The organism is Pseudomonas sp. GW822-FHT06D10, from assembly GCF_058799535.1.
In genome coordinates this window covers 92,155-116,339 of the sequence record NZ_JBXALN010000004.1, presented here as the reverse complement: position 1 = coordinate 116,339, position 24,185 = coordinate 92,155, and the positions used below count along the sequence as shown (strand labels likewise).

At 65.4% G+C, this 24,185-nt stretch carries 21 protein-coding genes; 13 read left to right on the top strand and 8 right to left on the bottom strand.

The features are described 5' to 3' along the window. Nucleotides 1-9: 9 nt before the first annotated feature. From AC1RL5_RS14240 to AC1RL5_RS14200, 9 genes are all read left to right on the top strand, one after another. Nucleotides 10-474 (top strand): acyl-CoA dehydrogenase, encoded by a 465-nt coding sequence (locus AC1RL5_RS14240; protein ID WP_011060912.1) that lies wholly within the window; start codon nucleotides 10-12, stop codon nucleotides 472-474. Beyond that, the gene (locus AC1RL5_RS14235) at nucleotides 474-1,877 is read left to right on the top strand and encodes an LLM class flavin-dependent oxidoreductase (protein ID WP_492589589.1); all 1,404 of its coding nucleotides are present in this window, start codon (nucleotides 474-476) and stop codon (nucleotides 1,875-1,877) included. Before AC1RL5_RS14240 ends, AC1RL5_RS14235 begins: the two co-directional genes overlap by 1 nt. Before the next feature lie 153 nt (nucleotides 1,878-2,030). Next, nucleotides 2,031-3,020, top strand: a complete 990-nt coding sequence (locus AC1RL5_RS14230; RefSeq protein WP_019094298.1) for an AMP-binding protein — start codon at nucleotides 2,031-2,033, stop codon at nucleotides 3,018-3,020. Continuing rightward, nucleotides 3,017-3,793, top strand: coding sequence for an ABC transporter ATP-binding protein (locus AC1RL5_RS14225; protein WP_492589587.1), 777 nt, complete (start codon nucleotides 3,017-3,019; stop codon nucleotides 3,791-3,793). Before AC1RL5_RS14230 ends, AC1RL5_RS14225 begins: the two co-directional genes overlap by 4 nt. Continuing rightward, nucleotides 3,793-4,674 (top strand): branched-chain amino acid ABC transporter permease, encoded by an 882-nt coding sequence (locus tag AC1RL5_RS14220; protein WP_492589585.1) that lies wholly within the window; start codon nucleotides 3,793-3,795, stop codon nucleotides 4,672-4,674. The genes AC1RL5_RS14225 and AC1RL5_RS14220 overlap by 1 nt, the downstream gene beginning before the upstream one ends. Before the next feature lie 4 nt (nucleotides 4,675-4,678). Then, nucleotides 4,679-5,728 (top strand): branched-chain amino acid ABC transporter permease, encoded by a 1,050-nt coding sequence (locus AC1RL5_RS14215; RefSeq protein ID WP_047336614.1) that lies wholly within the window; start codon nucleotides 4,679-4,681, stop codon nucleotides 5,726-5,728. 28 nt (nucleotides 5,729-5,756) lie between these two features. Beyond that, the gene (locus AC1RL5_RS14210; protein WP_011060918.1) at nucleotides 5,757-7,091 is read left to right on the top strand and encodes an ABC transporter substrate-binding protein; all 1,335 of its coding nucleotides are present in this window, start codon (nucleotides 5,757-5,759) and stop codon (nucleotides 7,089-7,091) included. A 3-nt stretch (nucleotides 7,092-7,094) separates the two neighbouring features. Further along, complete coding sequence (locus AC1RL5_RS14205) at nucleotides 7,095-7,862, top strand: ABC transporter ATP-binding protein (protein WP_492589583.1); 768 nt, start codon at nucleotides 7,095-7,097, stop codon at nucleotides 7,860-7,862. A 13-nt stretch (nucleotides 7,863-7,875) separates the two neighbouring features. Then, complete coding sequence (locus AC1RL5_RS14200) at nucleotides 7,876-9,312, top strand: FAD/NAD(P)-binding protein (RefSeq protein WP_492589582.1); 1,437 nt, start codon at nucleotides 7,876-7,878, stop codon at nucleotides 9,310-9,312. 56 nt (nucleotides 9,313-9,368) lie between these two features. Here the strand turns inward: AC1RL5_RS14200 and AC1RL5_RS14195 are convergent, their stop codons facing one another. The 6 genes from AC1RL5_RS14195 to AC1RL5_RS14170 all read right to left on the bottom strand — a co-directional run bounded on the left by AC1RL5_RS14195 (nucleotide 9,369) and on the right by AC1RL5_RS14170 (nucleotide 14,866). Beyond that, the gene (locus tag AC1RL5_RS14195) at nucleotides 9,369-10,475 is read right to left on the bottom strand and encodes a Gfo/Idh/MocA family protein (RefSeq protein ID WP_492589581.1); all 1,107 of its coding nucleotides are present in this window, start codon (nucleotides 10,473-10,475) and stop codon (nucleotides 9,369-9,371) included. A gap of 231 nt (nucleotides 10,476-10,706) precedes the next feature. Beyond that, nucleotides 10,707-11,474, bottom strand: a complete 768-nt coding sequence (locus AC1RL5_RS14190) for an SDR family oxidoreductase (protein ID WP_011060922.1) — start codon at nucleotides 11,472-11,474, stop codon at nucleotides 10,707-10,709. Nucleotides 11,475-11,513: 39 nt separating this feature from the next. After that, entirely contained in the window at nucleotides 11,514-12,581 is a 1,068-nt protein-coding gene (locus AC1RL5_RS14185) for a phosphotransferase family protein (RefSeq protein ID WP_011060923.1), read from the bottom strand. Between the two features lie 247 nt (nucleotides 12,582-12,828). Continuing rightward, the gene (locus AC1RL5_RS14180) at nucleotides 12,829-13,779 is read right to left on the bottom strand and encodes a 2-hydroxyacid dehydrogenase (RefSeq protein WP_492589580.1); all 951 of its coding nucleotides are present in this window, start codon (nucleotides 13,777-13,779) and stop codon (nucleotides 12,829-12,831) included. A gap of 17 nt (nucleotides 13,780-13,796) precedes the next feature. Beyond that, nucleotides 13,797-14,192 carry a VOC family protein gene (locus AC1RL5_RS14175; RefSeq protein ID WP_019094301.1) on the bottom strand — a complete coding sequence of 132 codons (396 nt, stop codon included), beginning with the start codon at nucleotides 14,190-14,192 and terminating at the stop codon, nucleotides 13,797-13,799. Nucleotides 14,193-14,326: 134 nt separating this feature from the next. Next, complete coding sequence (locus tag AC1RL5_RS14170; protein ID WP_015635339.1) at nucleotides 14,327-14,866, bottom strand: cysteine hydrolase family protein; 540 nt, start codon at nucleotides 14,864-14,866, stop codon at nucleotides 14,327-14,329. Between the two features lie 493 nt (nucleotides 14,867-15,359). Here AC1RL5_RS14170 and AC1RL5_RS14165 point away from each other — a divergent pair, with 493 nt between their 5' ends. Together AC1RL5_RS14165 and AC1RL5_RS14160 are read left to right on the top strand one after the other, a co-directional pair. After that, nucleotides 15,360-16,640 carry a serine/threonine transporter gene (locus AC1RL5_RS14165; protein WP_019094303.1) on the top strand — a complete coding sequence of 427 codons (1,281 nt, stop codon included), beginning with the start codon at nucleotides 15,360-15,362 and terminating at the stop codon, nucleotides 16,638-16,640. A 326-nt stretch (nucleotides 16,641-16,966) separates the two neighbouring features. Further along, nucleotides 16,967-18,640, top strand: coding sequence for a SulP family inorganic anion transporter (locus tag AC1RL5_RS14160; RefSeq protein WP_492589579.1), 1,674 nt, complete (start codon nucleotides 16,967-16,969; stop codon nucleotides 18,638-18,640). A 54-nt stretch (nucleotides 18,641-18,694) separates the two neighbouring features. Here AC1RL5_RS14160 and acnB read toward each other — a convergent pair whose 3' ends face one another. Further along, entirely contained in the window at nucleotides 18,695-21,304 is a 2,610-nt protein-coding gene (gene acnB / locus AC1RL5_RS14155) for a bifunctional aconitate hydratase 2/2-methylisocitrate dehydratase (RefSeq protein ID WP_011060929.1), read from the bottom strand. A gap of 409 nt (nucleotides 21,305-21,713) precedes the next feature. Between acnB and AC1RL5_RS14150 the strand changes: the two genes are divergently transcribed. Further along, nucleotides 21,714-22,181: a DUF1289 domain-containing protein gene (locus tag AC1RL5_RS14150; RefSeq protein WP_011060930.1), complete on the top strand. Its 468-nt coding sequence runs from the start codon at nucleotides 21,714-21,716 to the stop codon at nucleotides 22,179-22,181. A 216-nt stretch (nucleotides 22,182-22,397) separates the two neighbouring features. Here AC1RL5_RS14150 and AC1RL5_RS14145 read toward each other — a convergent pair whose 3' ends face one another. Then, nucleotides 22,398-23,261, bottom strand: coding sequence for a universal stress protein (locus AC1RL5_RS14145; RefSeq protein ID WP_011060931.1), 864 nt, complete (start codon nucleotides 23,259-23,261; stop codon nucleotides 22,398-22,400). A 289-nt stretch (nucleotides 23,262-23,550) separates the two neighbouring features. Here AC1RL5_RS14145 and AC1RL5_RS14140 point away from each other — a divergent pair, with 289 nt between their 5' ends. Next, complete coding sequence (locus AC1RL5_RS14140) at nucleotides 23,551-24,156, top strand: MiaE family protein (RefSeq protein ID WP_011060932.1); 606 nt, start codon at nucleotides 23,551-23,553, stop codon at nucleotides 24,154-24,156. Nucleotides 24,157-24,185: the final 29 nt, after the last annotated feature.

Here is a 24,185-nt window from a genome sequence, read left to right as displayed (position 1 = left end):
GACTGCGCCATGAATGCACTGACCCGCCCCGACACCCCCCAAGCGGCCCTGGAACACAACGCCCAGGTCCTGCAGCGGGCCCGCGTCCTGCTGCAGCAAACCCTGGATTTCATCCGCGAGCAGGCCCGGCCCTGGAGCGGCAGCGGCCTGGCCAGGGCCAGCGACGACCCCTATGTGATCAGCCGCTTTGGCGACCTGAACATCCGCATCGACCTGGCCGCGGCCCTGCAGGAGCGGGCCCAGCGCCAAATAGAACAAGAGCCGGACCCGGCGGAAGTTGCGGTGGCCCTGGCCGAGGCGGCGATTGCCGCGGGCCAGGCGCTGCTGGCGGCCAGCGACGCCGAGTTCGAACTCACCGGTCAGCGCAGCCCGCAGCCCCAGACCCTGGATGACCCGCTGCGCTGGAAATACCAACTGATCGGCAACTACCGCCTCAATGGCGTGCCACCCCAAGGTTTCAGGAGTGTTGTGTGATGTCCCGTGAAATCCGCCTCAATGCCTTCGACATGAACTGTGTCGGCCACCAGTCGCCGGGCCTCTGGGCCCACCCCCGGGACCGCTCCTGGCAGTACAAGGACCTGGAGTACTGGACCGACCTGGCGAAAATCCTTGAAAAGGGCAAGTTCGACGGGTTGTTCATCGCCGATGTGCTGGGCATCTACGACGTCTACAACGGCAACGGCGAGGCAGCGATCCGCCAGGCCGCCCAGGTCCCGGTGAACGACCCGCTGCAGCTGATCCCGCCCATGGCCCTGGTCACCGAACACCTGGGCTTCGGCCTCACCGCGTCGCTGTCCTTCGAGCACCCGTACCCCTTCGCCCGGCGCCTATCCACCCTCGATCACCTGACGAAGGGCCGCGCCGGCTGGAACATCGTCACCTCCTACCTGGAGAGCGGGGCCAAGAACATCGGGCAGCAGGCCCAGACCGAACACGACGCTCGCTACGACTACGCCGAGGAGTACCTGGAGGTCTGCTACAAGCTCTGGGAAGGCAGTTGGGAAGACGGCGCGATCCTGCGCGACCGCGAGCGACGGCTCTTCAGCGACCCGAGCAAGATCCACGAGATCCGCCATGTCGGCAAACACTTCCAGGTGCCGGGCATCCACCTCTGCGAGCCGTCGCCGCAACGTACCCCGGTGCTCTACCAGGCCGGGGCGTCCAGCCGGGGCAAGCAGTTCGCCGCCGAGCAGGCCGAATGCGTGTTCGTCGCCGCGCCGTCCAAGGTGCTGCTGAAAAAGACCGTGGCCGACATCCGCCGCCGGGCCGCCGAGGCCGGGCGCGATCCGTCGAAGATCCTGATCTTCAACCTGCAGACGGTGATCCTGGGCGAGACCGACGCCAAGGCCAAGGCCAAGTTCGAGGAATACAAATCCTGGGTCAGCTACGAGGGCGCCATGGCGCTGATTTCCGGCTGGACCGGCATCGACTTCAGCCGTTTCAAGCCCGACGAGCCCCTCAAGCACGTGCACACCAACGCCATCCAGTCGGCGGTGGAGGCCTTCTCCACGGCAGACCCGAACAAGGTCTGGACACCCCATGAACTGGCGGACTGGGTGGGCATCGGCGGCTTTGGCCCGTTGTTCGTCGGTAGCCCGGAAACCGTCGCCGACCTGCTTCAGGAATGGGTGGAAGAAACCGACGTCGACGGCTTCAACCTGGCGTATGCGCTGACCCACGAAAGCTTTATCGACGCCGTGGAACTGCTGGTGCCGGAGTTGCAGAAGCGGGGCGTCTACAAGACCGAATACGCCCCGGGCACCCTGCGGGAAAAGCTCTTCGGCGCCGGCCCGCGCCTGCCCGAAAGCCACCCGGGCAGCGCCTGGCGCAACCTGGGCGGGCAACGCCAAGCAGCCGCGCAACGTGCCAGCGCCTGAACCCCGCGCCCTGTAGGAGCTGGCTTGCCAGCGAAGGGGCCCACGCCTTCGCCGGCAAGCCGGCTCCTACAAGCGAAAAGGCCCACAAGGCCCCCCGTTCATTTCCAGCCAGCGGACCACCGCACGCGATTGCCAAGAGATCGAGGTCAACTCATGAGCGTGCATGAACTCAAGCGTGCGCCGAGCGCGGATTCGCCAGCGCCCCAGGCCCGGTTGCAGTTGAGCGGGGCCCTGGAGCGGTTGCGCCACTGGGCCCAGGTCAGCCCGTTGCACAACGCCTTGCGCCACAAGCGCCACGGCCACTGGTACGCCTGGCGCTGGATCGACGCCCTGCGGGACGTCGAGCGCCTGGCCGACGGCCTGCGCCAGCAGGGCCTGACGCCGGATTCGCGGTTGGCAGTCAGCGCCCGCTTCGAACCGGACCTGCTCCTGCTGGCCCTGGCGGCCCACAGCCTTGGCGCCGAGGTGCTGAGCCTGGACGACGAGCTGCCGCCCCAAGCCCTGCGCCAGACCCTGTGGCGCCTGCAACCGAGCCACGCCTTCGTGCATTCGCGCCAGCAGGTGCTGGATTGGGTCGCCGCCAGTGAAAACGCTCTGGCCCCGCAGTTGCTGATTGCCGGGCAAGCCTTGCCGCGCCTGCCGGAAGGCGCGCATCTGCCCCTGCTGGAATTGCGCGAGCTGCTGGGCCGGGGCGAGCCACCCCGGCGCCAGGCCAATTGGCGCGCCCCGGTCGGCAGCGGTCAATTGTGGAGCGAGGAGGGCACGCAATGGCAGGAGGGCCTGACGGTGCTGCTGGAGCAATGGCTGGGCAGTGGCCAGTGCCTGGCCTTCGCCGAAAGCCGCGGCTCGACCAGCCGCGACCGGCGGGAGGTGGCCCCCAGCGGCCTGCTGCTGTCGCCCCAGCGCCTGCAACGCCTGGCGGACGAGATCGAGAGCCGCCTGGCGCCCCCCGACACCTGGCGCCGACGCCTGTGCGAGTGGGCCTTGGCCCATCCCCAGGGCCTGTTGGCGCGTCTGCTCAAGCATCGGGTGCGCCGCCTGCTGGGCTTTTCTCGCCTGCAATTCATCTGGCAGGCCCCCCAGGCCACGACGCCACCGGCCACACCGGCCTGGATCGTCGAATTCACACGGAACATTGCATGAGCCACGCCGAATCCATTTTGCAAGTCAGTGACATCTCCCTGTCGTTCAAGGGGGTCAAGGCCATCAATCAACTGTCGTTCGAGGTGCGCCGGGGCGAGATCTGTGCCCTGATCGGCCCCAATGGCGCGGGCAAGAGTTCGCTGCTCAACGTGCTCAACGGGGTCTATCGCTTTGACGCCGGGACCATCGTGTTCGAGCGCCAGCCGTTGCAGCGCATCGACCCGCTGGACGCCGCGCGCCGGGGCATCGGCCGCACGTTCCAGAACAACGCGCTGTTCAAGAAGATGAGCGTGCTGGACAACCTGCTCACCGGCCTTTCGCGCCACTCCCGCGCGCGCTTCATCGAACAGGCCCTGGGCTTGCCCCGGGCCCGCCGTGAAGCCCGGGCATTCCGCCAGCTGGCCGAAGGCATCCTGCAGTTTCTGGAATTGCAGGCATTGCGCGATGTGCCGGTGGGCAACCTGGCCTATGGCCTGCAAAAGCGCGTCGAGTTGGGCAGGGCGCTGATCGCCGGGCCCAGCCTGTTGCTGCTGGACGAACCCCTGGCCGGAATGAATGCCGAGGAGAAGCAGGAAATGGCCCGCTTCATCGCCGACATCAACCGTGACCTGGGCACCACCGTGGTGCTGATCGAGCACGACATGGCGGTGGTCATGGACCTGTGCGACCACGTGGTGGTGCTCGACTACGGACGCAAGGTGGGCGATGGCACACCGGCCGAGGTCCAGGCCCACCCCGAGGTGATCGCCGCTTACCTGGGGGCCGTGCACTGATGGCATTCTTCTTCGAAACCCTGCTCGGTGGTCTGCTGGCCGGCACCCTGTATTCACTGGTGGCCATCGGCTTCGTGCTGATCTACAAGGCCAGTGGCGTGTTCAATTTCGCCCAGGGCTCGATGCTGCTGTTCGCCGCGCTGACCTTCGTCAGCCTGCACGAGCAGGGCGTGCCTTTCGCCCTGGCACTGTTGCTGACGGTGCTGGTGATGATCCTCGGCGCCTGGCTGATCGAACGCCTGGTGCTGCGGCCCTTGGTCAACCGCTCGCCGATCACCCTGTTCATGGCCACCCTGGGCCTGTCGTTCATCATCGAGGGCCTGGCCCAGGGCCTGATGGGCTCCCAGGTGCGGGCCCTGGACCTGGGCATCGACGATGTGCCGCTGTTCCTCGGGCCGCTGATGGTCAGCCAGTTCGACCTGATTGCCGCGGCCACCGCCCTGGTGCTGGTGACGGTGCTGGCGCTGCTGTTCAACAAGAGCCGCATCGGCATCTCGCTGCGGGCGGTGGCCGACGACACCACGGCGGCGCTGTCCATCGGCATCAACCTCAACCGCATCTGGCAGATCGTCTGGGCGGTGGCCGGGGTGGTGGGGCTGGTGGCCGGGCTGCTCTGGGGGGCACGCCAGGGGGTGCAGTTCTCTCTATCGCTGGTGGTGCTCAAGGCGCTGCCGGTGCTGATCATCGGCGGCTTCACCTCGATCGGCGGGGCGATTGCCGGCGGCCTGATCGTCGGCGCCGCCGAAAACCTGGCGGAGGTCTATATCGGCCCGCTGATTGGCGGCGGCATCAGCCCCTGGTTCGCCTATGTCCTGGCCCTGGCCTTCCTCTACATCCGCCCCGCCGGCCTGTTCGGCGAGCGGGCCATCGAGCGAGTGTGAATTGATGTCCCTTCTTCTGACGCGGCAAACCGCCCCCTTGCTGCTGGTCCAGCGCCGCCTGCCCTGGGGCCTGGCCGGCCTGTTGCTGCTGGCCTTCGGCGTGGTGCCGGTGCTGGGCAACGACTATTGGCTCAACGCGATCCTGATTCCGTTCCTGGTGCTGTCCCTGGCCGGGCTCGGGCTCAACCTGCTGACCGGCTACACCGGCCAGACCTCGGTGGGCGCCGCGGGCTTCATGGCCGTGGGGGCCTTTGCCACCTACGGTATTCTGCTGCGCCTGCCGCAGCTGGGGCTGCCCCTGGCCCTGCTCGGCGGCGGCCTGATCAGCGCCCTGGTGGGCTGGCTGTTCGGCCTGCCCAGCTCGCGGATCAAGGGTTTCTACCTGATGGTCAGCACCCTGGCGGCGCAGTTCTTCCTGGAGTGGCTGTTCGTCAAGTTTCCCTGGTTCTACAACTACGGTTCCTCGGGCACCATTTCGGCGCCGCAGTTGAGCCTGCTGGGCCATGACCTGAACCACCCCCAGGGGCGCTACCTGCTGACCCTGGTGACGGTGCTGCTGTTGACCTGGGTCGCGCAGAACCTGGTGCACAGCCAGGTCGGGCGCAACTGGATGGCGATCCGCGACATGGACACCGCCGCCGCGGTGATCGGCATCCCGGTGGCCCGCTACAAACGTCAGGCGTTTGCCGTCAGCTCGTTCTACCTGGGCATCGCCGGTGCGCTGTGGGCCTTCGCCTACCTGGGCACCGCCAGCGCCAGCAGCTTCGATATCAATCGTTCGTTCCAGATCCTCTTCATCATCATTATCGGCGGCATGGGCAGCGTGGCCGGCAACTTCGTCGGCGCGGCCTTCATCAGCCTGTTGCCGATTCTCCTCAGCCATGCCGGGCAGGCACTGCTGGGCGGGGCGGTGGACGCCGGGCAGTTGCAGAACCTGCAGAAGATCATTTTCGGCGTGCTGATCATCCTGTTCCTGATCAAGGAACCCGAGGGCCTGATCCGCTTGCTGGGCAACCTGCGCGAGCGCCTGCGGCACTGGCCGCTGCGCTTCTGAATTCCTCCTCCCAGAACAGAGAGACAACATGCGTGCATCCTTGAAAGCTTCCCTGGCCGGCGCAGCGTTGCTGCTGGCGGCGGCCGTTGCCCCGGCAGCCCAGGCCGGGCCGGACCAGCAGTTCTTCCCCCTGGCCACCTACCGGGTTGGCGCCTACGCCTCCAGCGGGGTGCAGGTGTGGGCCGGGATGATCGACTACCTGAACTACATCAACCAGGTGGAGGGCGGCATCAACGGGGTCAAGCTGGTGTGGCAGGAGTGCGAGACCGAATGGACCGCCGAGAAGGGCATCGAGTGCTACGAGCGCTTCAAGAACGGCCTGGATGGCGCACCGGTAGCGGTCTACCAGCCCAACGGCGCACCGGCGGCCTATGCCCTGAGTGAGCGTGCCGAGGTGGACAAAATCCCGCTGATCACCCTGGGCTACGGCCGCACCGAAGCCACCGACGGCACGGTGTTCCCCTACAACTTCCCGGTGATGCTGACCTTCTACAGCGAGGCCTCGACCCTGGTGAACTACATCGCCCAGCGCGAGGGCGGGTTCGACCGGCTCAAGGGCAAGAAGATCGCCACGCTTTATCACGACTCCGCCTATGGCCGGGAAACCCTCGGGCCGCTCAAGCTGCTGGCCGAGAAGTACGGTTTCGAGAACATCCAGATCCCGGTGGCCGACCCGGGCAACGAGCAATCGGCGCAATGGCGGCAGATCCGCCAGCAGAACCCGGACTGGGTGTTCCTGCGCACCTGGGGCGTGTCCACCCCCGTGGCGGTGAAGACCGCCGCGCGCTTCGGCTTCCCGGTGGACCACATCATCGGCGATATCTGGGCCAGCTCCAGCGAAGACGTGCTGCCGGCCGGCGCCGCGGCCAAGGGCTACCTGGCGCTGACGCCCTACCCGGCGGGCAGTGACTTCGAGATCCACAAGCGCCTGAAGCAGTACATCCTCGATACCGGCAAGAGCGACCTCAAGGACCTGAAGAATTTCGGCAGCGTGTACTACAACTCCGGCCTGGTGAACGCGGCGGTGGCGGTGGAGGCGATCCGGACCGCCCAGGGCAAGTTCGGCAAGCGCCCGCTCAATGGCGAGGAAGGGCGCTGGGGCCTGGAACACCTGAACATCGACGACGCCCGGCTCAAGGACATGGGTTACCTGGGGCTGATGCAGAACCTCAAGCTGTCCTGCCGCGATCACGAAGGTGGCGGCGCGGCCCGGGTGCAGCAATGGGACGGCGCCAACTGGACCCTGATCAGCGAGTGGATTGCCGCCGACCGCGCGCTGCTACGGCCGCTGATCGACGAAAAGGCCGCGGCCTTTGCCAAGGAGAAGCGCCTGGTGCCCCGTACATGCAACGAGGGTGACTGAACCATGAGCCACAGCGCCACGGCCGCGACGGCCGAGACCTTGCTGCAGGTACAGGACATCGAGGTGATCTACGACGGCGTGATCCTGGCGCTGGCCGGGGTATCTTTGAGCGTGCCCCGGGGGGCCATCGTTGCCTTGCTGGGGGCCAATGGCGCCGGCAAGAGCACCACCCTCAAGGCCATTTCCGGGCTGGTGCGGGCCGAGCGTGCCGAGCTCAGCCGCGGCGCCATCGCCTTTGCCGGGCAGGACCTGGCCGGGGTCGACCCCAGCCAGCGGGTGCACCAGGGCATGGTGCATGTGCTGGAAGGGCGTCACGTCTTCCCCCAGTTGACGGTGGAAGACAACCTGCGCGCCGGCGGCTTTGTCCGTGGCCTGGGCCGGCGCCAGCTGGAGCAGGACCTGGAGCGCATCTACAGCTGGTTTCCGCGGCTGCTGACCAAGCGCCGGGTGCGCGCCGGGCTGACCTCCGGTGGCGAACAGCAGATGCTGGCCATCGGCCGGGCGTTGATGACTCGTCCTACTTTGGTACTGCTGGATGAACCGTCCATGGGCCTGGCGCCTATTATCGTCCAGGAGATTTTCCAGATCGTCGCCCAGCTCAATCGCGAGGCGGGGGTGAGCTTTCTGATCGCCGAGCAAAGCATTAATCTGGCGCTCAAGTACGCTTCCCATGCCTACCTGCTGGACACCGGACGCGTGGCCTTGTCCGGCAGCGCCGAGCAACTGCTGGGCCGGGGCGACCTGCAGGATTTCTACCTGGGCAAACACTGACCGTGAGCATTCCATGAGCCAAACCCACACCGGACAGGCAACCCCTGCCACCCGTGATGCGCCAATCCTGATTGTCGGCGGCGGCCTCAGCGGCGCCTTGCTGGCCGCCCAGTTGCTGCGCCTGCCGGGCCAGCGACGGATCCTGGTCATAGAACCGCGCAGCGAGCTGGGGCGCGGCGAGGCCTACAGCGCCGTGGAGCTGGGGCACACCCTCAATGGCAACGCCGCGCGCATGAGCGTCGACCCGGACAACGCCGACGACCTGACCCAATGGCTGGCCCGGCACATCGCCGAGGGCGGCTGGCCCGAGTCGGACCGCCAGCATGTGCCGGTCAGCGAACTGTTTCCGCCCCGCGGGCTGTTTGGTGTCTACGTCCAGCAGCGCCTGGCCGAGGCCCAGGTGCAGGGCCGGGCGCAGGGCTCCTCGTTGAGCCATGTGCAGGGCGAGGCGGTGGACCTGGAAACCGGCCCTGACGGCGTGCTACTGACCCTGGCCGATGGCCGGCAACTGCCCGGCGCGGTGGCGGTGCTGGCCACCGGCATGTTCCCGGCGGCGCGTACCCCGCAGACCCGTTCCAGCGGCCTGAATGCCGCGGCGCTGGACCCCTGGGATGTGGCGGCCATGGCCCGCCTCGATCCCCGGGCGACGGTGCTGATCATCGGTTCCGGGCTGACCATGGTGGACGCCGTGGTGTCCCTGGAGCAGGCCGGGCATCGTGGGCCGATCGAAGTGTTTTCCCGGCATGGGCTGCTGCCGCACGTGCGCCGCCAGCCCCCGGCCTGGGAGGACTTTCTCGGCGCCGACCCGAGCATCCGCAGCCCTCGGCAACTGCTGCGGGCGCTGCGCCAGCAATGCCGCGCGGCCGAGGCCCAGGGCATCGACTGGCAGGCCCCGCTGGACACGGTGCGGGTGCATATAGGGCGCCTGTGGAGCCAGGCCAGCGAGGTACACAAACGCCAGTTCGTGCGCCATGTACGGCCCTGGTGGGAAAGCCATCACCATCGCTCGCCGCCCCTGAGCGCCGAGCTGGTGGCGCGCCTGCATGAAGAAGGGCGGTTGCGGATTCATGCCGCTTGCTACCAGGGCCTGGAGCCGGGCGCCGACGGCCGGCTGGCGATCCGCCTGCGCTACCGCGGCAGCCAGGACAGCGTGCGCATGGCGGGCGATGCCCTGATCAACTCCAGCGGCATCGAATACGACTGGCGCCGGGTGGCGCGGCCCTTGCCGCGCCAGCTGCTGGCCCGCGGCCTGGTGACACCCGGGCCTTTGGCCCTGGGCATCAGCGCCGCACCCGATGGTGCCGTGCACAACGCCCAGGGCCAGGCCTGCGAGCGCCTGTTCGCCATGGGGCCGCCCCTGCGCGGCCTGTGGTGGGAAAGCACCGCCGTCACCGACGTCGCCCTGCAGGCCAAGGCCCTGGCCGCGCGCCTGGCCAACCACCAACCGTAGGCGCTGGCTTGCCAGCGAAGGCGCCCGCAAGATCGCCTTCGCCGGCAAGCCGCTTCCTACAGTGCTACCCAGCGCTGTTCGGCGGCGGCAGTGCGGATCGCCGCGGCCAGGCGCTCCACTTCCCAGGCTTCAGCGAAATCCGTGCCGTCCCGGCCCTGGCCGCACAGGGCCATGATCAATTCGTGAACTTCCAGGGTCTTGAGTTCGTTGTAGCCCAGCTGGTGCCCCGGGGCCGGGCTGAAGGCCGCGTAGCCGGGCAGGGCGGGCCCGGCCAGCAGGCGCTGGAAACCCTTCTGGCCGACCCGGTACAGGCGCAGTTCGTTGAGGCGTTCCTGGTCGAACGCCAGGGTGCCGAGGGTGCCGCTGATCTCGAAGCTCAGGTGGTTCTTGTAACCATGCTTGATCCAGCTGCTGCTCAGCGTACCCCGCGCGCCATTGGCAAAGCGCAGCAGGGCATGGGCCTGGTCATCCACGGCGATGGCGCGGCGTTCCTGGCTGCCGGCTTCGGTGGGGCGTTGCAGGTGCACGGTCTGGGTATCGGCGCACACCGCCTGCACCGGCCCCATGAGAAAGCGTGCCATGGCCAGCAGGTGGCTGCCCAGGTCCGCCAGGGCGCCGCCGGCGTGCTGCGGCTCGCAACGCCAGGACCAGGGGGCATCCGGGTCGGCCATGAAGTCTTCGCTGAACTCGCCCTGGAAACTCACCAGTTGCCCCAGTTCGCCGTTGCCGATCATGTCCCTGGCCTGGGCGATCACCGGGTTGTGCTGGTAGTTGTAGCCCACCCGGGTCACCACCCCGGCGGCCTGGGCCGCGTGGTGCATCTGCCGGGCCTGTTCGACGCTGACCGCCAGGGGCTTTTCGCAGTACACCGCCTTGCCCGCCGCCAGCGCCGCCATGGCCATGGGGAAGTGCAGATGGTTGGGGGTGGTGATGGCCACCAGATTGACCCGGGGATCGGCAATCAGGTTTTGCCAGTCGCGGTGGGCCTGGGCAAAGCCCCAGGCGCCGGCGCAGTGTTCGCCGCGCTGGGCGTCGGCGTCGGCCAGGGCCGCCAGGTGCAGGCGCACCGGCAATTCGAAGACCGCGCCGGCACTGCGAAACGCCAGGGCGTGGGCACGCCCCATGAAACCGGTGCCGATCAAACCAATGCCGAGCTCGTCCATAACCGCACCTGCAGAATTATTGTTCTAGGGAGGGCTAGTTATGGAATAAATATTCTTTAATTGCAATTGGTGGAATTAAAATTTTGAAAGGCGCCTGTAGGAGCCGGCTCGCCGGCGAAAAGGGCCGCCTGAGTTGCGCCGGGCTCAAGGCCTTCTTCGCTGGCAAGCCAGCTCCTGCGGGAAATGAAAAAGGCAGCCCGGAGGCTGCCTTTTTTGTGGTGCAAGCGGGCCTCAGGAGAGGAAGCCGCCGTCCACATTGAGCGAGACACCCGTGGTGTAGCTGGAGGCGTCGCTGGCCAGGTAGAGCACCGCGCCGGCCATTTCGCTGGGGTCGGCCACGCGCTTGAGGGGGATCTGCGCCAGGGCGGTCTTGAGGATGGCGTCGTTCTTGACCAGGGCCGAGGCGAACTTGGTGTCGGTCAGGCCCGGCAGCAGGGCGTTGCAGCGGATGCCGAACTGCGCGCATTCCTTGGCGAAGACCTTGGTCATGTTGATCACCGCGGCCTTGGTCACCGAGTAGATGCCCTGGAAGATCCCCGGCGAGATGCCGTTGATCGAGGCCACGTTGATGATGCTGCCGCCGCCGTTTTCGCGCATCAGCTTGCCGGCTTCCACCGACATGAAGAAGTAGCCGCGGATGTTGACGTCGACGGTCTTCTGGAAGGCCCCCAGGTCAGTGTCCAGGACGTTGCAGAACTGCGGATTGGTCGCGGCGTTGTTGACCAGGATGTCCAGGCGCCCGAACTGTTCGCGAATGCCGGCGAAGACTTGGCTGATCTGCTCCATTTCACCGATGTGGCAGGCAATGGCGGTGGCCTTGCCGCCGGCGGCGATGATCGCGTCGGCCACGTGCTGGCAACCTTCGAGCTTGCGGCTCGACACGATGACATGGGCGCCTTGCTGGGCCAGCAACTTGGCAATGGCCTCACCGATGCCGCGGCTGGCGCCGGAGACGAATGCGATCTTGCCGTCGAGGTCGAACAACTGAGTCTTGGACATGGTTTTTCCTTGTTTGGGCTGTCGAGCGCCGGGGCGCGGTCAGAGGCTGGATTTGTGAATGACCTGCAGGCTCATCTGCTCCAGCAGTTTGTTCATGTGAATGAACTGCGCGAAGCGTTTGTCCTGGGTCTGGCCATGGTAGAAGCGGTAGTAGATCTGCTGCACGATGCCGGCCAGGCGGAACAGGCCGTAGGTGTAGTAGAAGTCGAAGTTGCCGATTTCGATTCCCGCGCGCTCGGCGTAGTAGTCGACGAACTGCTGGCGGGTGAGCATGCCCGGGGCGTTGCTCGGCTGGCGGCGCATCAGTTGCACCGGCGCCGGGTCGCCGGCCTCGATCCAGTAGGCCAGGGTGTTGCCCAGGTCCATCAGCGGGTCGCCCAGGGTGGTCAGCTCCCAGTCCAGCACGCCGATGATCTGCATCGGGTTCTGTGGGTCGAGGATCACATTGTCGAAGCGGTAGTCGTTGTGCACGATGCTCGAGGTCGGGTGGTCGGCGGGCATCTTCTCGTTGAGCCAGGCCTTGACCTTTTCCCAGTGCGGCGCGTCCGGGGTCAGGGCCTTCTCGTAGCGGTCGCTCCAGCCCTTGATCTGGCGCTGCACATAGCCTTCGGGCTTGCCCAGGTCACCCAGGCCGCAGGCGCTGTAGTCGACCCGGTGCAGCTCGACGAAACGATCGATGAAGCTCTTGCACAGGGCCTCGGTCTGGCCGGCATCCAGGCCCAGCTCCGGCGGCAGGTCGGAGCGCAGGATGATGCCCTTGACCCGTTCCATGACATAGAACTCGGCGCCGATCACCGACTCGTCGGTGCAGTGCACGTAGGCTTTGGGGCAGTAGGGGAAACCGTCCTTGAGCTGGTTGAGAATGCGGAACTCGCGGCCCATGTCGTGGGCCGACTTGGCCTTGTGGCCGAAGGGCGGGCGACGCAGGACAAACTCCTGCCCGGGGTATTCCAGCAGGTAGGTGAGGTTCGAGGCACCGCCCGGGAACTGGCTGATCTGCGGCGTACCGCTCAGGCCGGGAATGTGCGCCTTGAGGTACGGGTCGATCAGGTTGGCATCGAGTTCCTCGCCGGAGCGAGTGCGGGTGGACTGGTCTGTAAGCGCCATGCTTATCCCTTCTGCTTATTCTGGAGGCCAGAGATTATTGGCTAATCTAATGCGCCTACCGGCCCCTCACAATCGCGGCGGGCCTTTATAGGTGCGCGTGTTGCCGGACAATCATTGCTTTTGATACAAGCGTTTGAATTTAGCCCCGTGTGTCTACGACCCGATGAGAGCAAGCCGGCTCCTACACCAGTCATGCAGGCACAGAGGTTGTCCGCCCCACGAGCATAGGCGTTGACTCGGGGCTGGGTCAGTTCGGTGCCGGCAGGGCCAGCGGGGTCAGCAGTGGCCGGCCTTCGAAGTGGGCCAGCAGGTTCTGGCCGACCATCGCCACGGTATCGCGGCTGGCCTGGGGCGAAAGGCCGGCGACGTGAGGGGTCAGCACCACATTGTCGAGCACCTTGAAGGCGTCCGGGACTTGGGGTTCGTCATCGAACACATCCAGGGCCGCGCCGGCAATCCGCCGCTGCTGCAGGGCCTGCAGCAGGGCGTTGGTGTCCACCACGCTGGCCCGGGCGATGTTCACCAGGAAACCTTCGGGGCCAAGGGCTTCCAGCACCGGCTGGTCCACCAGGTGCCGGGTGTCGGCGCCGCCCGGGGTGGCGATCACCAGGACGTCCGAGTCCCGGGCCAGTTCCACCAGGGTCGGGCAGAAGCGGTAGGGCTGGTCGGGGCGTGGCTGGCGGCTGTGGTAGCTCACCGGCATGTCGAAGCCCAGGGCGCAGCGCCGGGCGATGGCCTGGCCCACGGCGCCGAGGCCGAGCACCCCCAGGCGCATGCCGGCCAGGGACGGGCGCAGCACCTTCGGCCAGTGCCCCTGGCGTACCGCGGCGTCGGACTGGGGAATGCCGCGCACCAGGGCCAGCAGCAGGGCCAGGGCATGATCGGCCACGGACGAAGCGTTGACCCCGGCACCATTGGTTACCGCGATCCCGCGATTGCTCGCCGCTTGCAGGTCCACTTGCTCATAGCCGGCGCCGATCACGCAGATGATCTGCAATCGGGGCAGGGCGGCGATTTCCGCCGCGCTCAGCCCCAGGGGGCCACGGGTCAGCACCGCATCGATCTGCCCGGCGTGGTCCCGGATCGCCTGGGCCCGGGTCTGTGGGGTGGGCGCCAGGATCAGCCTGAAACCCAGGTCTTCGAGGTGCGGCAGGTAGGCGTTGACGTTTTCAACCAGGACCAGAACGGTGGCGCGCATGGCGGACTCCTCGTGGGTTAGCGGGGCAGGGGTTGGCGCAATTGAAAGATGTTGCCTTCCGGGTCGATGCCGTCGCAGGCCCGGGCGTCCTTGAATTGCCATTCGCGCTCGGCCTCGTACACCCGGCCACCGGCCTTGGCAGCGCGCTGCCGGGCCCGGGCCAGGTCGTCTACCTGGAACAGCGGCTTGCAGGCGCAATCGCTGCGGGGCAGCGGCGGTTCCTGGAGGACGATGCGCGCAGCAATCGCTGGCGGCACCTGGACCAGGGTCAGCTCGAAGCCCTGGTGGGCCAGTTGCTGGTAGTCGGCTTGCTGTTCGGTGATGGGCCAGCCCAGCAGTTCGGCATAGAAGCGGGCGAGGGAAGGTGGATCAAGGCTGTAGAGGAGGCAGCCGGCGATCGTCGTGGCGCTCATGGAGGGTTCCATACGGGCAGGGGCGAAGGCTCAAGGGTGCGGGTTGCGAGGGATTTTGGCAATGCTCGCCGGCACCGTTCCCGGGGGCATCACGCCATGTTCGGCGTGCCCGGGGCGGTGGGGGGACGATGGGGTCAGAAGGTTACGTCGGCGGTTGTGGCCAGGCGCACGAAGGGGCCGTTCAGGGTGGCGTTATGGTGGGCGATGATGGTTCTTGCCCCGATCAGCGGCGTGTCCATGCAGGTGTGGGCGTCTTCCACCAGCACGGCGGCAAAGCCCAGGTCGCCGGCGGCGCGGCAGGTGGTATCGACGCAGTACTGGGTCTTCATGCCGACGATCACCAGTTCATTGACCTGGGCCTCCTGCAGGTGCTCGGCCAGCCCGGTGCCGATAAAGCAACTGGGGCGGGTCTTGTCCAGTACGCAGTCCTGCTCTTCATCCACTTCCAGGGTCGGCAGCAGTTGCCAGAATGCACTGCCAGCGGCAATCGGGGATTCGGCGGGGCCGGTATGGCGCACGGCGAAGATCGGCGCTCCGGCCTGGCGGGCACGGCGGATCAGTTGGTTGATGTTTTCCAGGACCTGCTCGCGCTTGTAGGGCTTGTCCGGTCCATTGAACAACCCGACCTGCATGTCGATCACCAGCAGGGCACGCTTGGCGTTGGATAAAGGCATCTTGTCTCTCCTTGTAGTGCCAGCTGGACGGAGAAACAAAAGGCCCCGTCCATTGCTGGCGGGGCCTTGGTTCTACTGTGCTTGTGTCATCCCGCACAGCCACCACACGACCCGCCGGAGGCAGTCGTGGTGGTGGAGGTAGGGTTCAGCGCGTAGATATTCATGGGGTCCGATCATGCCGCCTGCCCGTGAGGCTTGTCAACGCGGCCCGCTAGGGGCCGGCTTGCCGGCGAATGGCGTCTTCAGGCGGGCGCCTTTCGCTGGCAAGCCAGCTCCTGCGGAACCCGGATTGAGCGGGAGAGGGCCGGGCCAGACGCTTTCCCATCAAACGAAAAAATACCTGCAGCGCATAAACCGTTCCTCAGCTGAGTCTATGCAGCGCCCTTGGAATCCCGGACAATCGCGCCCCCTCTTTTCGCTCGGGCACTGCCTGTCGGGTACTCCGATACGCCCGGGTGAATGGCAAACGACCGGAATGTGGAGATCCCACCGGATGAATGATCAGGCCAACAGCGTTGATCAACGCTTTGAAACCGCGGCCCCAGCGACCCTGACCCGCTGGAACCGCCAAGACACCACCTGGATGCTCGGCCTGTTTGGCACGGCCATCGGTGCCGGTACCCTGTTTCTGCCCATCAATGCCGGCATCGGCGGTTTCTGGCCGCTGTTGATCCTGGCGCTGCTGGCCTTCCCCATGACCTTCTATGCACACCGCGGCCTGACCCGCTTCGTGCTTTCCGGGCGTGACGGCGCGGACATCACTGACGTGGTGGAAGAGCATTTCGGCCTCACCGCCGGTGCCCTGATCACCTTGCTCTACTTCTTCGCGATCTTCCCGATCCTGCTGATCTACAGCGTGGCCCTGACCAACACCGTAGACAGCTTCATGACCAACCAACTGCACATCGCGCCGCCACCGCGGGCGATCCTGGCCCTGGTGCTGATCTTCGGCCTGCTGGTGGTGGTGCGTTGCGGCGAGCAGGTGATCGTCAAGGCCATGAGCCTGATGGTCTACCCGTTCATCGTGGCCCTGCTGTTCCTCGCGGTGTTCCTGATCCCGCACTGGAATGGCGGCATCCTCGCCACCGTCAGCGATGTCCCGGCGCCTTCGGCCTTCCTGCATACCCTGTGGCTGGCGATTCCGGTGATGGTCTTCTCGTTCAACCATTCGCCGATCATCTCGGCCTTTGCCGTGGACCAGAAGCGCCGCTATGGCGTGCACGCCGAAGAGCGCAGCTCGCAGATTCTCTCCCGCGCCCACCTGCTGATGGTGGGCATGGTGCTGTTCTTCGTCTTCAGCTGCGTACTGACCCTGAGCCCGGCGCAACTGGCCGAAGCCAAGGCGCAGAACCTGTCGATCCTGTCCTACCTGGCCAACCATTTCCAGAATCCGACCATCGCCTTTGCCGCGCCGTTGATTGCCTTCGTGGCCATTGCCAAGTCCTTCCTGGGCCACTACATCGGTGCCAGCGAAGGCCTCAAGGGCCTGATCGGCAAGAGCGGCCGGCGCCCGGGCACGAAAACCCTGGACCGCGTCACCGCCGCCTTCATGCTGGTGATCTGCTGGGCCGTGGCCACCCTCAACCCGAGCATCCTGACGATGATCGAGACCATGGGCGGCCCGGTGATCGCGGCGATCCTGTTCCTGATGCCGATGTACGCCATCCGCAAGGTGCCGGCCATGGCCCGCTACCGCGGCCAGGCCTCCAACGTCTTCGTGACCCTGGTGGGCCTGGTGGCCATTACTGCCCTGGTGTACTCCCTGGCGTCCTGACAGCCTCCCGGCGCCTTCCGGTAGGAGCCGGCTTGCCGGCGAAGAGGCCCGCAAGCCAACTGCAAGGCGCGCGGACGCCTCCCTGGCGAACCCGCTGCTGCACACAACGCCGTCGGTACTTCACTGTACCGGCGGCGTTGTCGTTCAAGGCATTGATCAGGATTGTTTGCTGCCTTGAATAAAGGGCTAAGCTGGTGCTCTTATTGCTGCCAGGAACCCGCCCGTGGCCATTCCCGTTCCTCTGGCTGCAAGCCTGCCCAAACACGTTTGTTCCGTTGGGCGACACCCCCTGAATCTGGATTTTGCGTTGTCACGGATGAACCCGATTGACCACTGAACCCCTGACCCCTCCAACCGCTGCACCCAAGCGCACCCGCGACCTGCTGGCCGGCCTGTCCATTGCCGGCTTGTTGTTACCGGAAGCCGTAGCCTATTCCAGCATCGCCGCCTTGCCGCCCCAGGCCGGGGTCATTGCCCTGTTTGCCGGGTTGCTGTGCTACGGCCTGTTGGGCACCAGCCGCTTTGCCATTGTTTCTGCCACTTCATCGTCGGCCGCGGTGCTGGCGGCGGCCACCCTGTCCCTGGCCGGTGGCGACGCCCAGCTGCGCCTGAGCCTGGCCTTTGCCCTGGTGCTGCTCACTGGGGTGTTCTTCCTGCTGGCCGGGCTGTTCCGCCTGGGCGGCGTGACCGCCTTCATTGCCAAGCCGGTGCTGCGCGGCTTTGCCTTCGGCCTGGCATTGACCATTGTCCTTAAGCAGTTCGCCACCGTGGTCGGGGTGCACCTGAGCACCGGTAACCTGGTGCGCTTCCTGCCGCAGTTGCTGGAGCAGTGGCCGCAATGGAACTGGGCCGGCGCCGCGGTGGCGGCGGTGGCGCTGCTGGTGCTGGGGATCTGCTCGCGAATTCCCTATGTACCCGGCGGGCTGGTGGCGGTGGTGATCGGCATTGGCGCCGGCCAGTGGTTCAACCTGCCGGCCCATGGCGTCGACCTGATCGGGGTCATCGAACTCAAGCTGGAGGTGCCGAGCCTGCCGCAACTGCCTTTTGCCGACTGGCTGCGCCTGGGGGAGCTGGCGTTCGCCCTGGTGATGATCCTGTATGCCGAATCCTATGGTTCCATCAGCTCCTTTGCCCTGAAGCATGGCGACCGGGTTTCCTCCAACCGCGACCTGCTGGCCCTGGGCGCTTCCAATCTGCTCTCGGGGCTGTTCCATGGCATGCCCGCAGGGGCCGGCTACTCGGCCACCTCCGCCAATGAAGCGGCCGGGGCGCGCTCGCGCCTGGCAGGGCTGACCGCGGCGGCGGTGATGCTGCTCATCGTGCTGACCGTGCTGCCCTATATCGCCCTGACCCCGGAGCCGGTGCTGGCGGCGATTGTCATGTACGCCCTGGGCCATGGCCTGAGCCTGCAACCCCTGGGGCGCTACTTCATCTGGCGGCGTGACCGGGTGCTGGTGATCTGCGCGGTCAGCGCGGTGCTGGTGCTGGGGGTGCTGGACGGGCTGCTGCTGTCAGTGGGCATCAGCATCCTGTTGCTGCTGCGGCAGATGTCGGCGGCGGATATCCAGATCCTCGGGCAACTGGGCAGCGGCCACGACTTTGTCGATCTCAGCCGTCATCCTCAGGCCCGGCAGGTGCCCGGCGTGCTGATCCTGCGGCCGGGGGAGGCGCTGTTCTTCGCCAACGCCGAACGCATCCTCGGCGGCGCCCTGCGCCTGATCCGCCATGTGCAGGCGCCGATCCACAGCATCATCCTCAGCCTGGAGGAGTCCCCGGACCTGGACGGCACCAGCATCGAGGCCCTGGACGAGTTCTTCCGCCAGGTCAGCCTGGAGCACAAGCACCTGGCCCTGGCGCGGCTCAAGCACGAGTCCAAGGACGCCCTGGCACTGCTGCCGTCGAGCCGCGAGTACCAGGTGCTGCTCAGCGGCACCAGCGTCGACGACACGCTGCAGGAGAGCCTGCGGGGCTGGAAGGCCGGGGCTATTTCCCAGGCATAAAAAAACGCCGCGTATCGTGGAATACGCGGCGTTCCTTCTTACAACGCTACAGCCTTAGGCTTGCACCACCGGGATGTTGGCGTTGGCAGCCGCTTCACGGAACTCGGCGATCTGGTCGAAGGACAGGTAGCGGTAGATATCGGCCGCCATGCTGTCGATCTTGCCAGCGTATTCCATGTACTCCTCGACGGTCGGCAGGCGACCCAGGATCGAAGCCACCGACGCCAGCTCGGCTGAAGCCAGGTAGACGTTGGCGCCATCACCCAGACGGTTCGGGAAGTTACGGGTCGAGGTCGACACCACGGTGCTGTTCGGCTCGACGCGTGCCTGGTTACCCATGCACAGCGAGCAGCCCGGCATTTCCATGCGTGCGCCGGCCTTGCCGTAGATGCCGTAGTAGCCTTCTTCGGTCAGTTGGTGAGCGTCCATCTTGGTCGGCGGCGACAGCCACAGACGGGTTGGCAGCTGGCCCTTGACCTGATCCAGCAGTTTACCGGCAGCGCGGAAGTGACCGATGTTGGTCATGCACGAACCGATGAACACTTCGTCGATCTTCTCGCCAGCAACGCTGGACAGCAGACGGGCGTCGTCCGGGTCGTTCGGCGCGCACAGTACCGGCTCGCTGATGTCGGCCAGGTCGATTTCGATGATTTCGGCGTATTCGGCGTCGGCATCGGCTTCCATCAGTTGCGGGTTGGCGATCCAGGCTTCCATCGCTTGAGCGCGACGTTCCAGGGTACGTGCGTCACCGTAGCCTTCGCCGATCATCCAGCGCAGCAGGGTGATGTTGGACTGCAGGTACTCGGTGATCGACTCTTTCGACAGCTTGATGGTGCAACCGGCAGCCGAACGTTCGGCCGAGGCGTCGGACAGTTCGAACGCCTGCTCCAGGGTCAGGCCTTCCAGGCCTTCGATTTCCAGGATGCGGCCGGAGAAGGCGTTTTTCTTGCCTTTCTTCTCGACGGTCAGCAGGCCGTTCTGGATGGCGAAGTAAGGAATGGCATGGACCAGGTCACGCAGGGTGATGCCAGGTTTCATTTTGCCCTTGAAGCGCACCAGGATCGATTCCGGCATGTCCAGCGGCATGACGCCGGTGGCAGCGGCGAACGCCACCAGGCCGGAACCGGCCGGGAACGAGATGCCCATCGGGAAACGGGTGTGGGAGTCACCACCGGTACCGACGGTGTCCGGCAGCAGCATGCGGTTCAGCCACGAGTGGATGATGCCGTCGCCCGGACGCAGGGAAACGCCGCCGCGGGTCATGATGAAGTCAGGCAGGGTGTGGTGGGTGGTCACGTCGATCGGCTTCGGATACGCCGCGGTGTGGCAGAAGGACTGCATCACCAGGTCAGCGGAGAAGCCCAGGCACGCCAGGTCTTTCAGTTCGTCACGGGTCATGGGACCTGTGGTGTCCTGGGAGCCCACGGTGGTCATCTTCGGTTCGCAGTAGGTGCCAGGACGAACGCCTTTGCCTTCTGCCAGGCCGCAGGCCTTGCCGACCATCTTCTGCGCCAGGGTGAAGCCCTTGGTGCTTTCAACAGGGGCTTCGGGCTTCTTGAACAGGTCGAACGCAGGCAGGCCCAGTTCGGCGCGAGCCTTCTCGGTCAGGCCACGGCCGATGATCAGCGGGATACGGCCGCCGGCACGGACTTCGTCGAGCAGGACCGGGGTCTTCATTTCGAAGGTGGCCAGGACTTCGTCGGTACCGTGCTTGCAGACTTTGCCTGCGTGCGGGTACAGGTCGATCACGTCGCCCATGTTCATCTTCGACACGTCGAATTCGATCGGCAGGGCGCCGGCGTCTTCCATGGTGTTGTAGAAGATCGGGGCGATCTTGCTGCCGAAGCAGAAGCCGCCGGCACGCTTGTTCGGAACATAAGGCACGTCGTCGCCGAAGAACCACAGCACCGAGTTGGTGGCCGATTTACGCGAGGAACCGGTGCCGACCACGTCGCCGACGTAGGCGATCGGGAAGCCTTGACCGCGCATTTCTTCGATCTGCTTCATCGGGCCGGTCTTGCCTTGCTCGTCCGGAACGATGCCGTCACGGGCCATTTTCAGCATGGCCAGGGCGTGCAGCGGGATGTCCGGGCGGGACCAGGCATCAGGAGCAGGGGAGAGGTCGTCGGTGTTGGTTTCGCCGGTGACCTTGAACACCCGCAGGCTGATCTTGTCGGCCAGTACCGGGCGGTTCTTGAACCACTCGCCGTCGGCCCAGGATTGCAGTACGCCTTGGGCGTGAACGTTGCCGTTCTTGGCTTTTTCCGCGACGTCGTGGAAGGCGTCGAACATCAGCAGGGTGTGCTTGAGTTGAGCGGCGGCCACTGGCGCCAGTTCGGCGTCGTCCAGCAGGTTCACCAGGGTCACGATGTTGTAGCCGCCCTGCATGGTGCCCAGCAGTTCAACGGCGCGCTTCTTGTCGATCAGAGGGGAGGAAGCTTCGCCTTTGGCCAGCGCGGAGAGGAAACCGGCCTTGACGTAGGCGGCTTCGTCGACTCCTGGTGGAACGCGATTGGTGATCAGGTCAACGAGGAAAGCTTCTTCGCCAGCCGGGGGATTCTTCAGCAGCTCGACCAGGCCTGCAGTTTGTTCGGCGTTAAGCGGCTGGGGAACGATACCCAGTGCTGCACGCTCTTCGATATGTTTGCGGTAGGCTTCAAGCACAGTTATTACCCTCATCAGTGGTCCCAAATGGGTGTCCGGGACGCTCATCCCGAAATTGCCGTACTCATGCGCTGCGTGGCGTTGTGGGCCACTTAGCCAGAATTACCGACAATTCCTTACAGAAGCTGCTTTCAAAGTTTTACGCCTGCAGAACGGGGAGCTGATGAGGGTTGGCGTTGGGTTTTTCCCCGCTGGAAAAACCCCTCGCCAACACCGCTCTGAAGGAACGACTGTGCTCGTGACGCTTTGAAAACAGCTTCAAACGGACATTGGCGCCTAAAAAGGCTGGCTGATTCTACGGTAAAAAAAGCCTCAACGTAAGTTGCTGTATTGAAGTTTGAGGGGTGATCAATCTTAGACAAAGGGCTAACATTGCCCACTGTTTTGCTTTTGCGTGCGTTGTCTATCTATGCCCAATCAGACCATCAAGACCCCCTGCGTCGGCCTCTGTTCCACGGTTTACGGCGATCTGGTATGCCGTGGCTGCAAGCGTTTCCACCATGAAGTGATCAACTGGAATGGTTACAACGAGGAGGAAAAACGCGCGGTCTGGCTGCGTCTTGAGCACCTGCTGGTGCAGGTGATGGCGGCCAAGCTGGAAGTCTTCGATCCGGTGCGCCTGCGCGAGCAACTGGAGCAGCGCAAGATCCGCTTCGTGCCCCATCAGTCCGAGTATTGCTGGGCCTACCAGCTGATTGCCCGCGGCGCGCGAGTGATCAACCAGCTCGATGCCTATGGGATGGTGCTGCTGCCGGAGTTTCGCGACTGGGCCTTGCCGGAGTTGCGCGACGCCATTGATCGGGAATTCTTCCTGCTGTCCGAAGCCCACTACCAGCGCTACATCGCCCCCGGCTTTCTCAAGGATGCCCTCGGCTGAGTGCTTCGCCGCCAAGGCGCCCCCCACGCAAATGCCACTGTAGGAGCTGGCTTGCCAGCGAAGACGGCCGCCAGGGCGGTGCAAGGCTTGCGGGCCTCTTCGCTGGCAAGCCGGCTCCTACGGGGTGAGGTTGATCGGGCTCTGTAGGACTGGCTTGCCAGCGAAAGCGCCGTCATGGACGGCGCAGATTACGCGATGGCGTTGCGGGGAGGGGGCTCAAGCCTTGGCCGCCAGCTCTTCCAGGTGATCCATGATGTCCGCCGGCTTGAGCACCAGCACGTCGCTGTCCAGGGAGTCGAGCACCACTTCGGCGGTGTTGCCGATCAGTGCCCCGGAAATCCCGGTGCGGGCCACGGTGCCGATGATGGTCAGCACGGCGCCAAGCTTGTGGGCCAGGTGGGGAATCAGCACATCGGCCGGGCCTTCCTCGATATGCAGGTGGGCGTCGTCGATGTCGAACTCGGCCTGGAACGCCTTGCACTGCTCGCGATAGCGCGCCTCGATGGTTTCCTTGAGCTGGAACACCGGGTCGGCGGCCGACAGCATCGGCGACGGGTGAGCGCTGATCACATGCAACTGGGCCTTGGCCAGGCTGGCGATATCGAAGCCGTGGTCGACGATACTGGCGTGCAAGGCCCGGTGCTCGCCGTCCATGTTGCCGACGTCGATGGCGGCCATCACCACGCCGCCGACCCAGGGCGTGGCGGTCTTGACCAGCAGCACCGGGGTCGGGCAGTAGCGCAGCAGTTTCCAGTCCGCCGGGGTCAGCAGGGCTTTCTTCAGCGGGGCGTCCGGCAGGTGCTGCTTGATCACCAGGCCGCAGCCCTCGGCCTGCTGCACATCGATGATGGTTTCGTGCAGGCTTTCGTTCCAGGCCTGCTCGGTGGTGACGCTGTAGCCTTCGCCGGTGAGGCTGCTCTTGAGTACGCTCAGCAGCGCCGAATGCTCGTGCTTTCTGTCGCAGACCAGCAGGTGCAGGTGGGCCTGGGTGACCCCGGCAATCAGCTTGGCGCGCTTGAGGGCAAGGCTTTCGCCGGGCGTGGGATCGATGACCACCAGGATACTGCGGATGCTTTGCATGATCGGGATCTCCAGGAAGGGATGAACGGTTAGGGTCTGTTCCCGTTTGGCCCCGCAACGCGGCTCGTCACCAAACGGGAACAGACCCTAGCGTGCACAACTATAGTTGCTGGCGCCCGGGCCGGATGTTGATGCATATCAATCGCGGCCGCTGGTGGTCTGCGGCCCGGCCGGTATAATCGCCGGCCTTTCGCTATGAAGCCTTTTGTCCCGTGAGCCTCATGTTAACGATCACTGATAGTGCTGCCTGCCGCTTTGCGGTGGTGGCTGATTGTTCGGAAATGCGCCGATGAACTTTCCTGAAATTCCCGACTTTCTTGGCTGCCGCACGCCCGACGCCTGGGTCCAGGCGGCCCTGGCCGACCAGGAAACCCTGCTGATCGACCACAAGAACTGCGAGTTCAAGGCCGCCAGCACCGCCTTGAGCCTGATCGCCAAGTACCACGCCCATGTCGACCTGATCAACATGATGTCGCGCCTGGCCCGGGAAGAGCTGGTGCACCATGAGCAGGTCCTGCGCCTGATGAAGAAGCGCAAGGTCGAGCTGCGCCAGTTGCATGCCGGGCGCTATGCCTCGGGCCTGCGCAAGGTGGTGCGCAGCCACGAGCCGGTGAAGCTGGTGGACACCCTGGTGGTGGGCGCCTTTATCGAAGCCCGCAGCTGCGAGCGTTTCGAAGCCCTGGTGCCGCACCTGGACGAGGAACTGGGCAAGTTCTACTTCGGCCTGCTCAAAAGCGAGGCCCGGCACTACCAGGGCTACCTGAAGCTGGCCTATCAGTATGGCGACGCCAAGGACATCGCCCAGGTCATCGATCGGGTGCGGGCGGCGGAGCAGGAACTGATCGAGTCGCCGGATCCGGAGTTCCGTTTTCACAGTGGCGTGCCGGCCTGGTGAACGACTGCCCTTGTGTAAAAGCAGGGGCA

Excerpts from the sequence above, each read along its gene's own strand:
- AC1RL5_RS14230 (WP_019094298.1), top strand. The coding sequence starts at position 2,031 with ATGAGCGTGCATGAACTCAAGCGTGCGCCGAGCGCGGATTCGCCAGCG.
- AC1RL5_RS14205 (WP_492589583.1), top strand. The coding sequence starts at position 7,095 with ATGAGCCACAGCGCCACGGCCGCGACGGCCGAGACCTTGCTGCAGGTA.
- AC1RL5_RS14180 (WP_492589580.1), bottom strand. The coding sequence starts at position 13,779 with ATGCGCGCCACCGTTCTGGTCCTGGTTGAAAACGTCAACGCCTACCTG.
- AC1RL5_RS14165 (WP_019094303.1), top strand. The coding sequence starts at position 15,360 with ATGAATGATCAGGCCAACAGCGTTGATCAACGCTTTGAAACCGCGGCC.
- AC1RL5_RS14210 (WP_011060918.1), top strand. The coding sequence starts at position 5,757 with ATGCGTGCATCCTTGAAAGCTTCCCTGGCCGGCGCAGCGTTGCTGCTG.
- AC1RL5_RS14140 (WP_011060932.1), top strand. The coding sequence starts at position 23,551 with ATGAACTTTCCTGAAATTCCCGACTTTCTTGGCTGCCGCACGCCCGAC.
- AC1RL5_RS14240 (WP_011060912.1), top strand. The coding sequence starts at position 10 with ATGAATGCACTGACCCGCCCCGACACCCCCCAAGCGGCCCTGGAACAC.
- AC1RL5_RS14175 (WP_019094301.1), bottom strand. The coding sequence starts at position 14,192 with ATGAGCGCCACGACGATCGCCGGCTGCCTCCTCTACAGCCTTGATCCA.
- AC1RL5_RS14195 (WP_492589581.1), bottom strand. The coding sequence starts at position 10,475 with ATGGACGAGCTCGGCATTGGTTTGATCGGCACCGGTTTCATGGGGCGT.
- AC1RL5_RS14190 (WP_011060922.1), bottom strand. The coding sequence starts at position 11,474 with ATGTCCAAGACTCAGTTGTTCGACCTCGACGGCAAGATCGCATTCGTC.
- AC1RL5_RS14225 (WP_492589587.1), top strand. The coding sequence starts at position 3,017 with ATGAGCCACGCCGAATCCATTTTGCAAGTCAGTGACATCTCCCTGTCG.
- AC1RL5_RS14220 (WP_492589585.1), top strand. The coding sequence starts at position 3,793 with ATGGCATTCTTCTTCGAAACCCTGCTCGGTGGTCTGCTGGCCGGCACC.
- AC1RL5_RS14145 (WP_011060931.1), bottom strand. The coding sequence starts at position 23,261 with ATGCAAAGCATCCGCAGTATCCTGGTGGTCATCGATCCCACGCCCGGC.
- AC1RL5_RS14235 (WP_492589589.1), top strand. The coding sequence starts at position 474 with ATGTCCCGTGAAATCCGCCTCAATGCCTTCGACATGAACTGTGTCGGC.
- AC1RL5_RS14170 (WP_015635339.1), bottom strand. The coding sequence starts at position 14,866 with ATGCCTTTATCCAACGCCAAGCGTGCCCTGCTGGTGATCGACATGCAG.
- AC1RL5_RS14200 (WP_492589582.1), top strand. The coding sequence starts at position 7,876 with ATGAGCCAAACCCACACCGGACAGGCAACCCCTGCCACCCGTGATGCG.
- AC1RL5_RS14150 (WP_011060930.1), top strand. The coding sequence starts at position 21,714 with ATGCCCAATCAGACCATCAAGACCCCCTGCGTCGGCCTCTGTTCCACG.
- AC1RL5_RS14215 (WP_047336614.1), top strand. The coding sequence starts at position 4,679 with ATGTCCCTTCTTCTGACGCGGCAAACCGCCCCCTTGCTGCTGGTCCAG.
- AC1RL5_RS14185 (WP_011060923.1), bottom strand. The coding sequence starts at position 12,581 with ATGGCGCTTACAGACCAGTCCACCCGCACTCGCTCCGGCGAGGAACTC.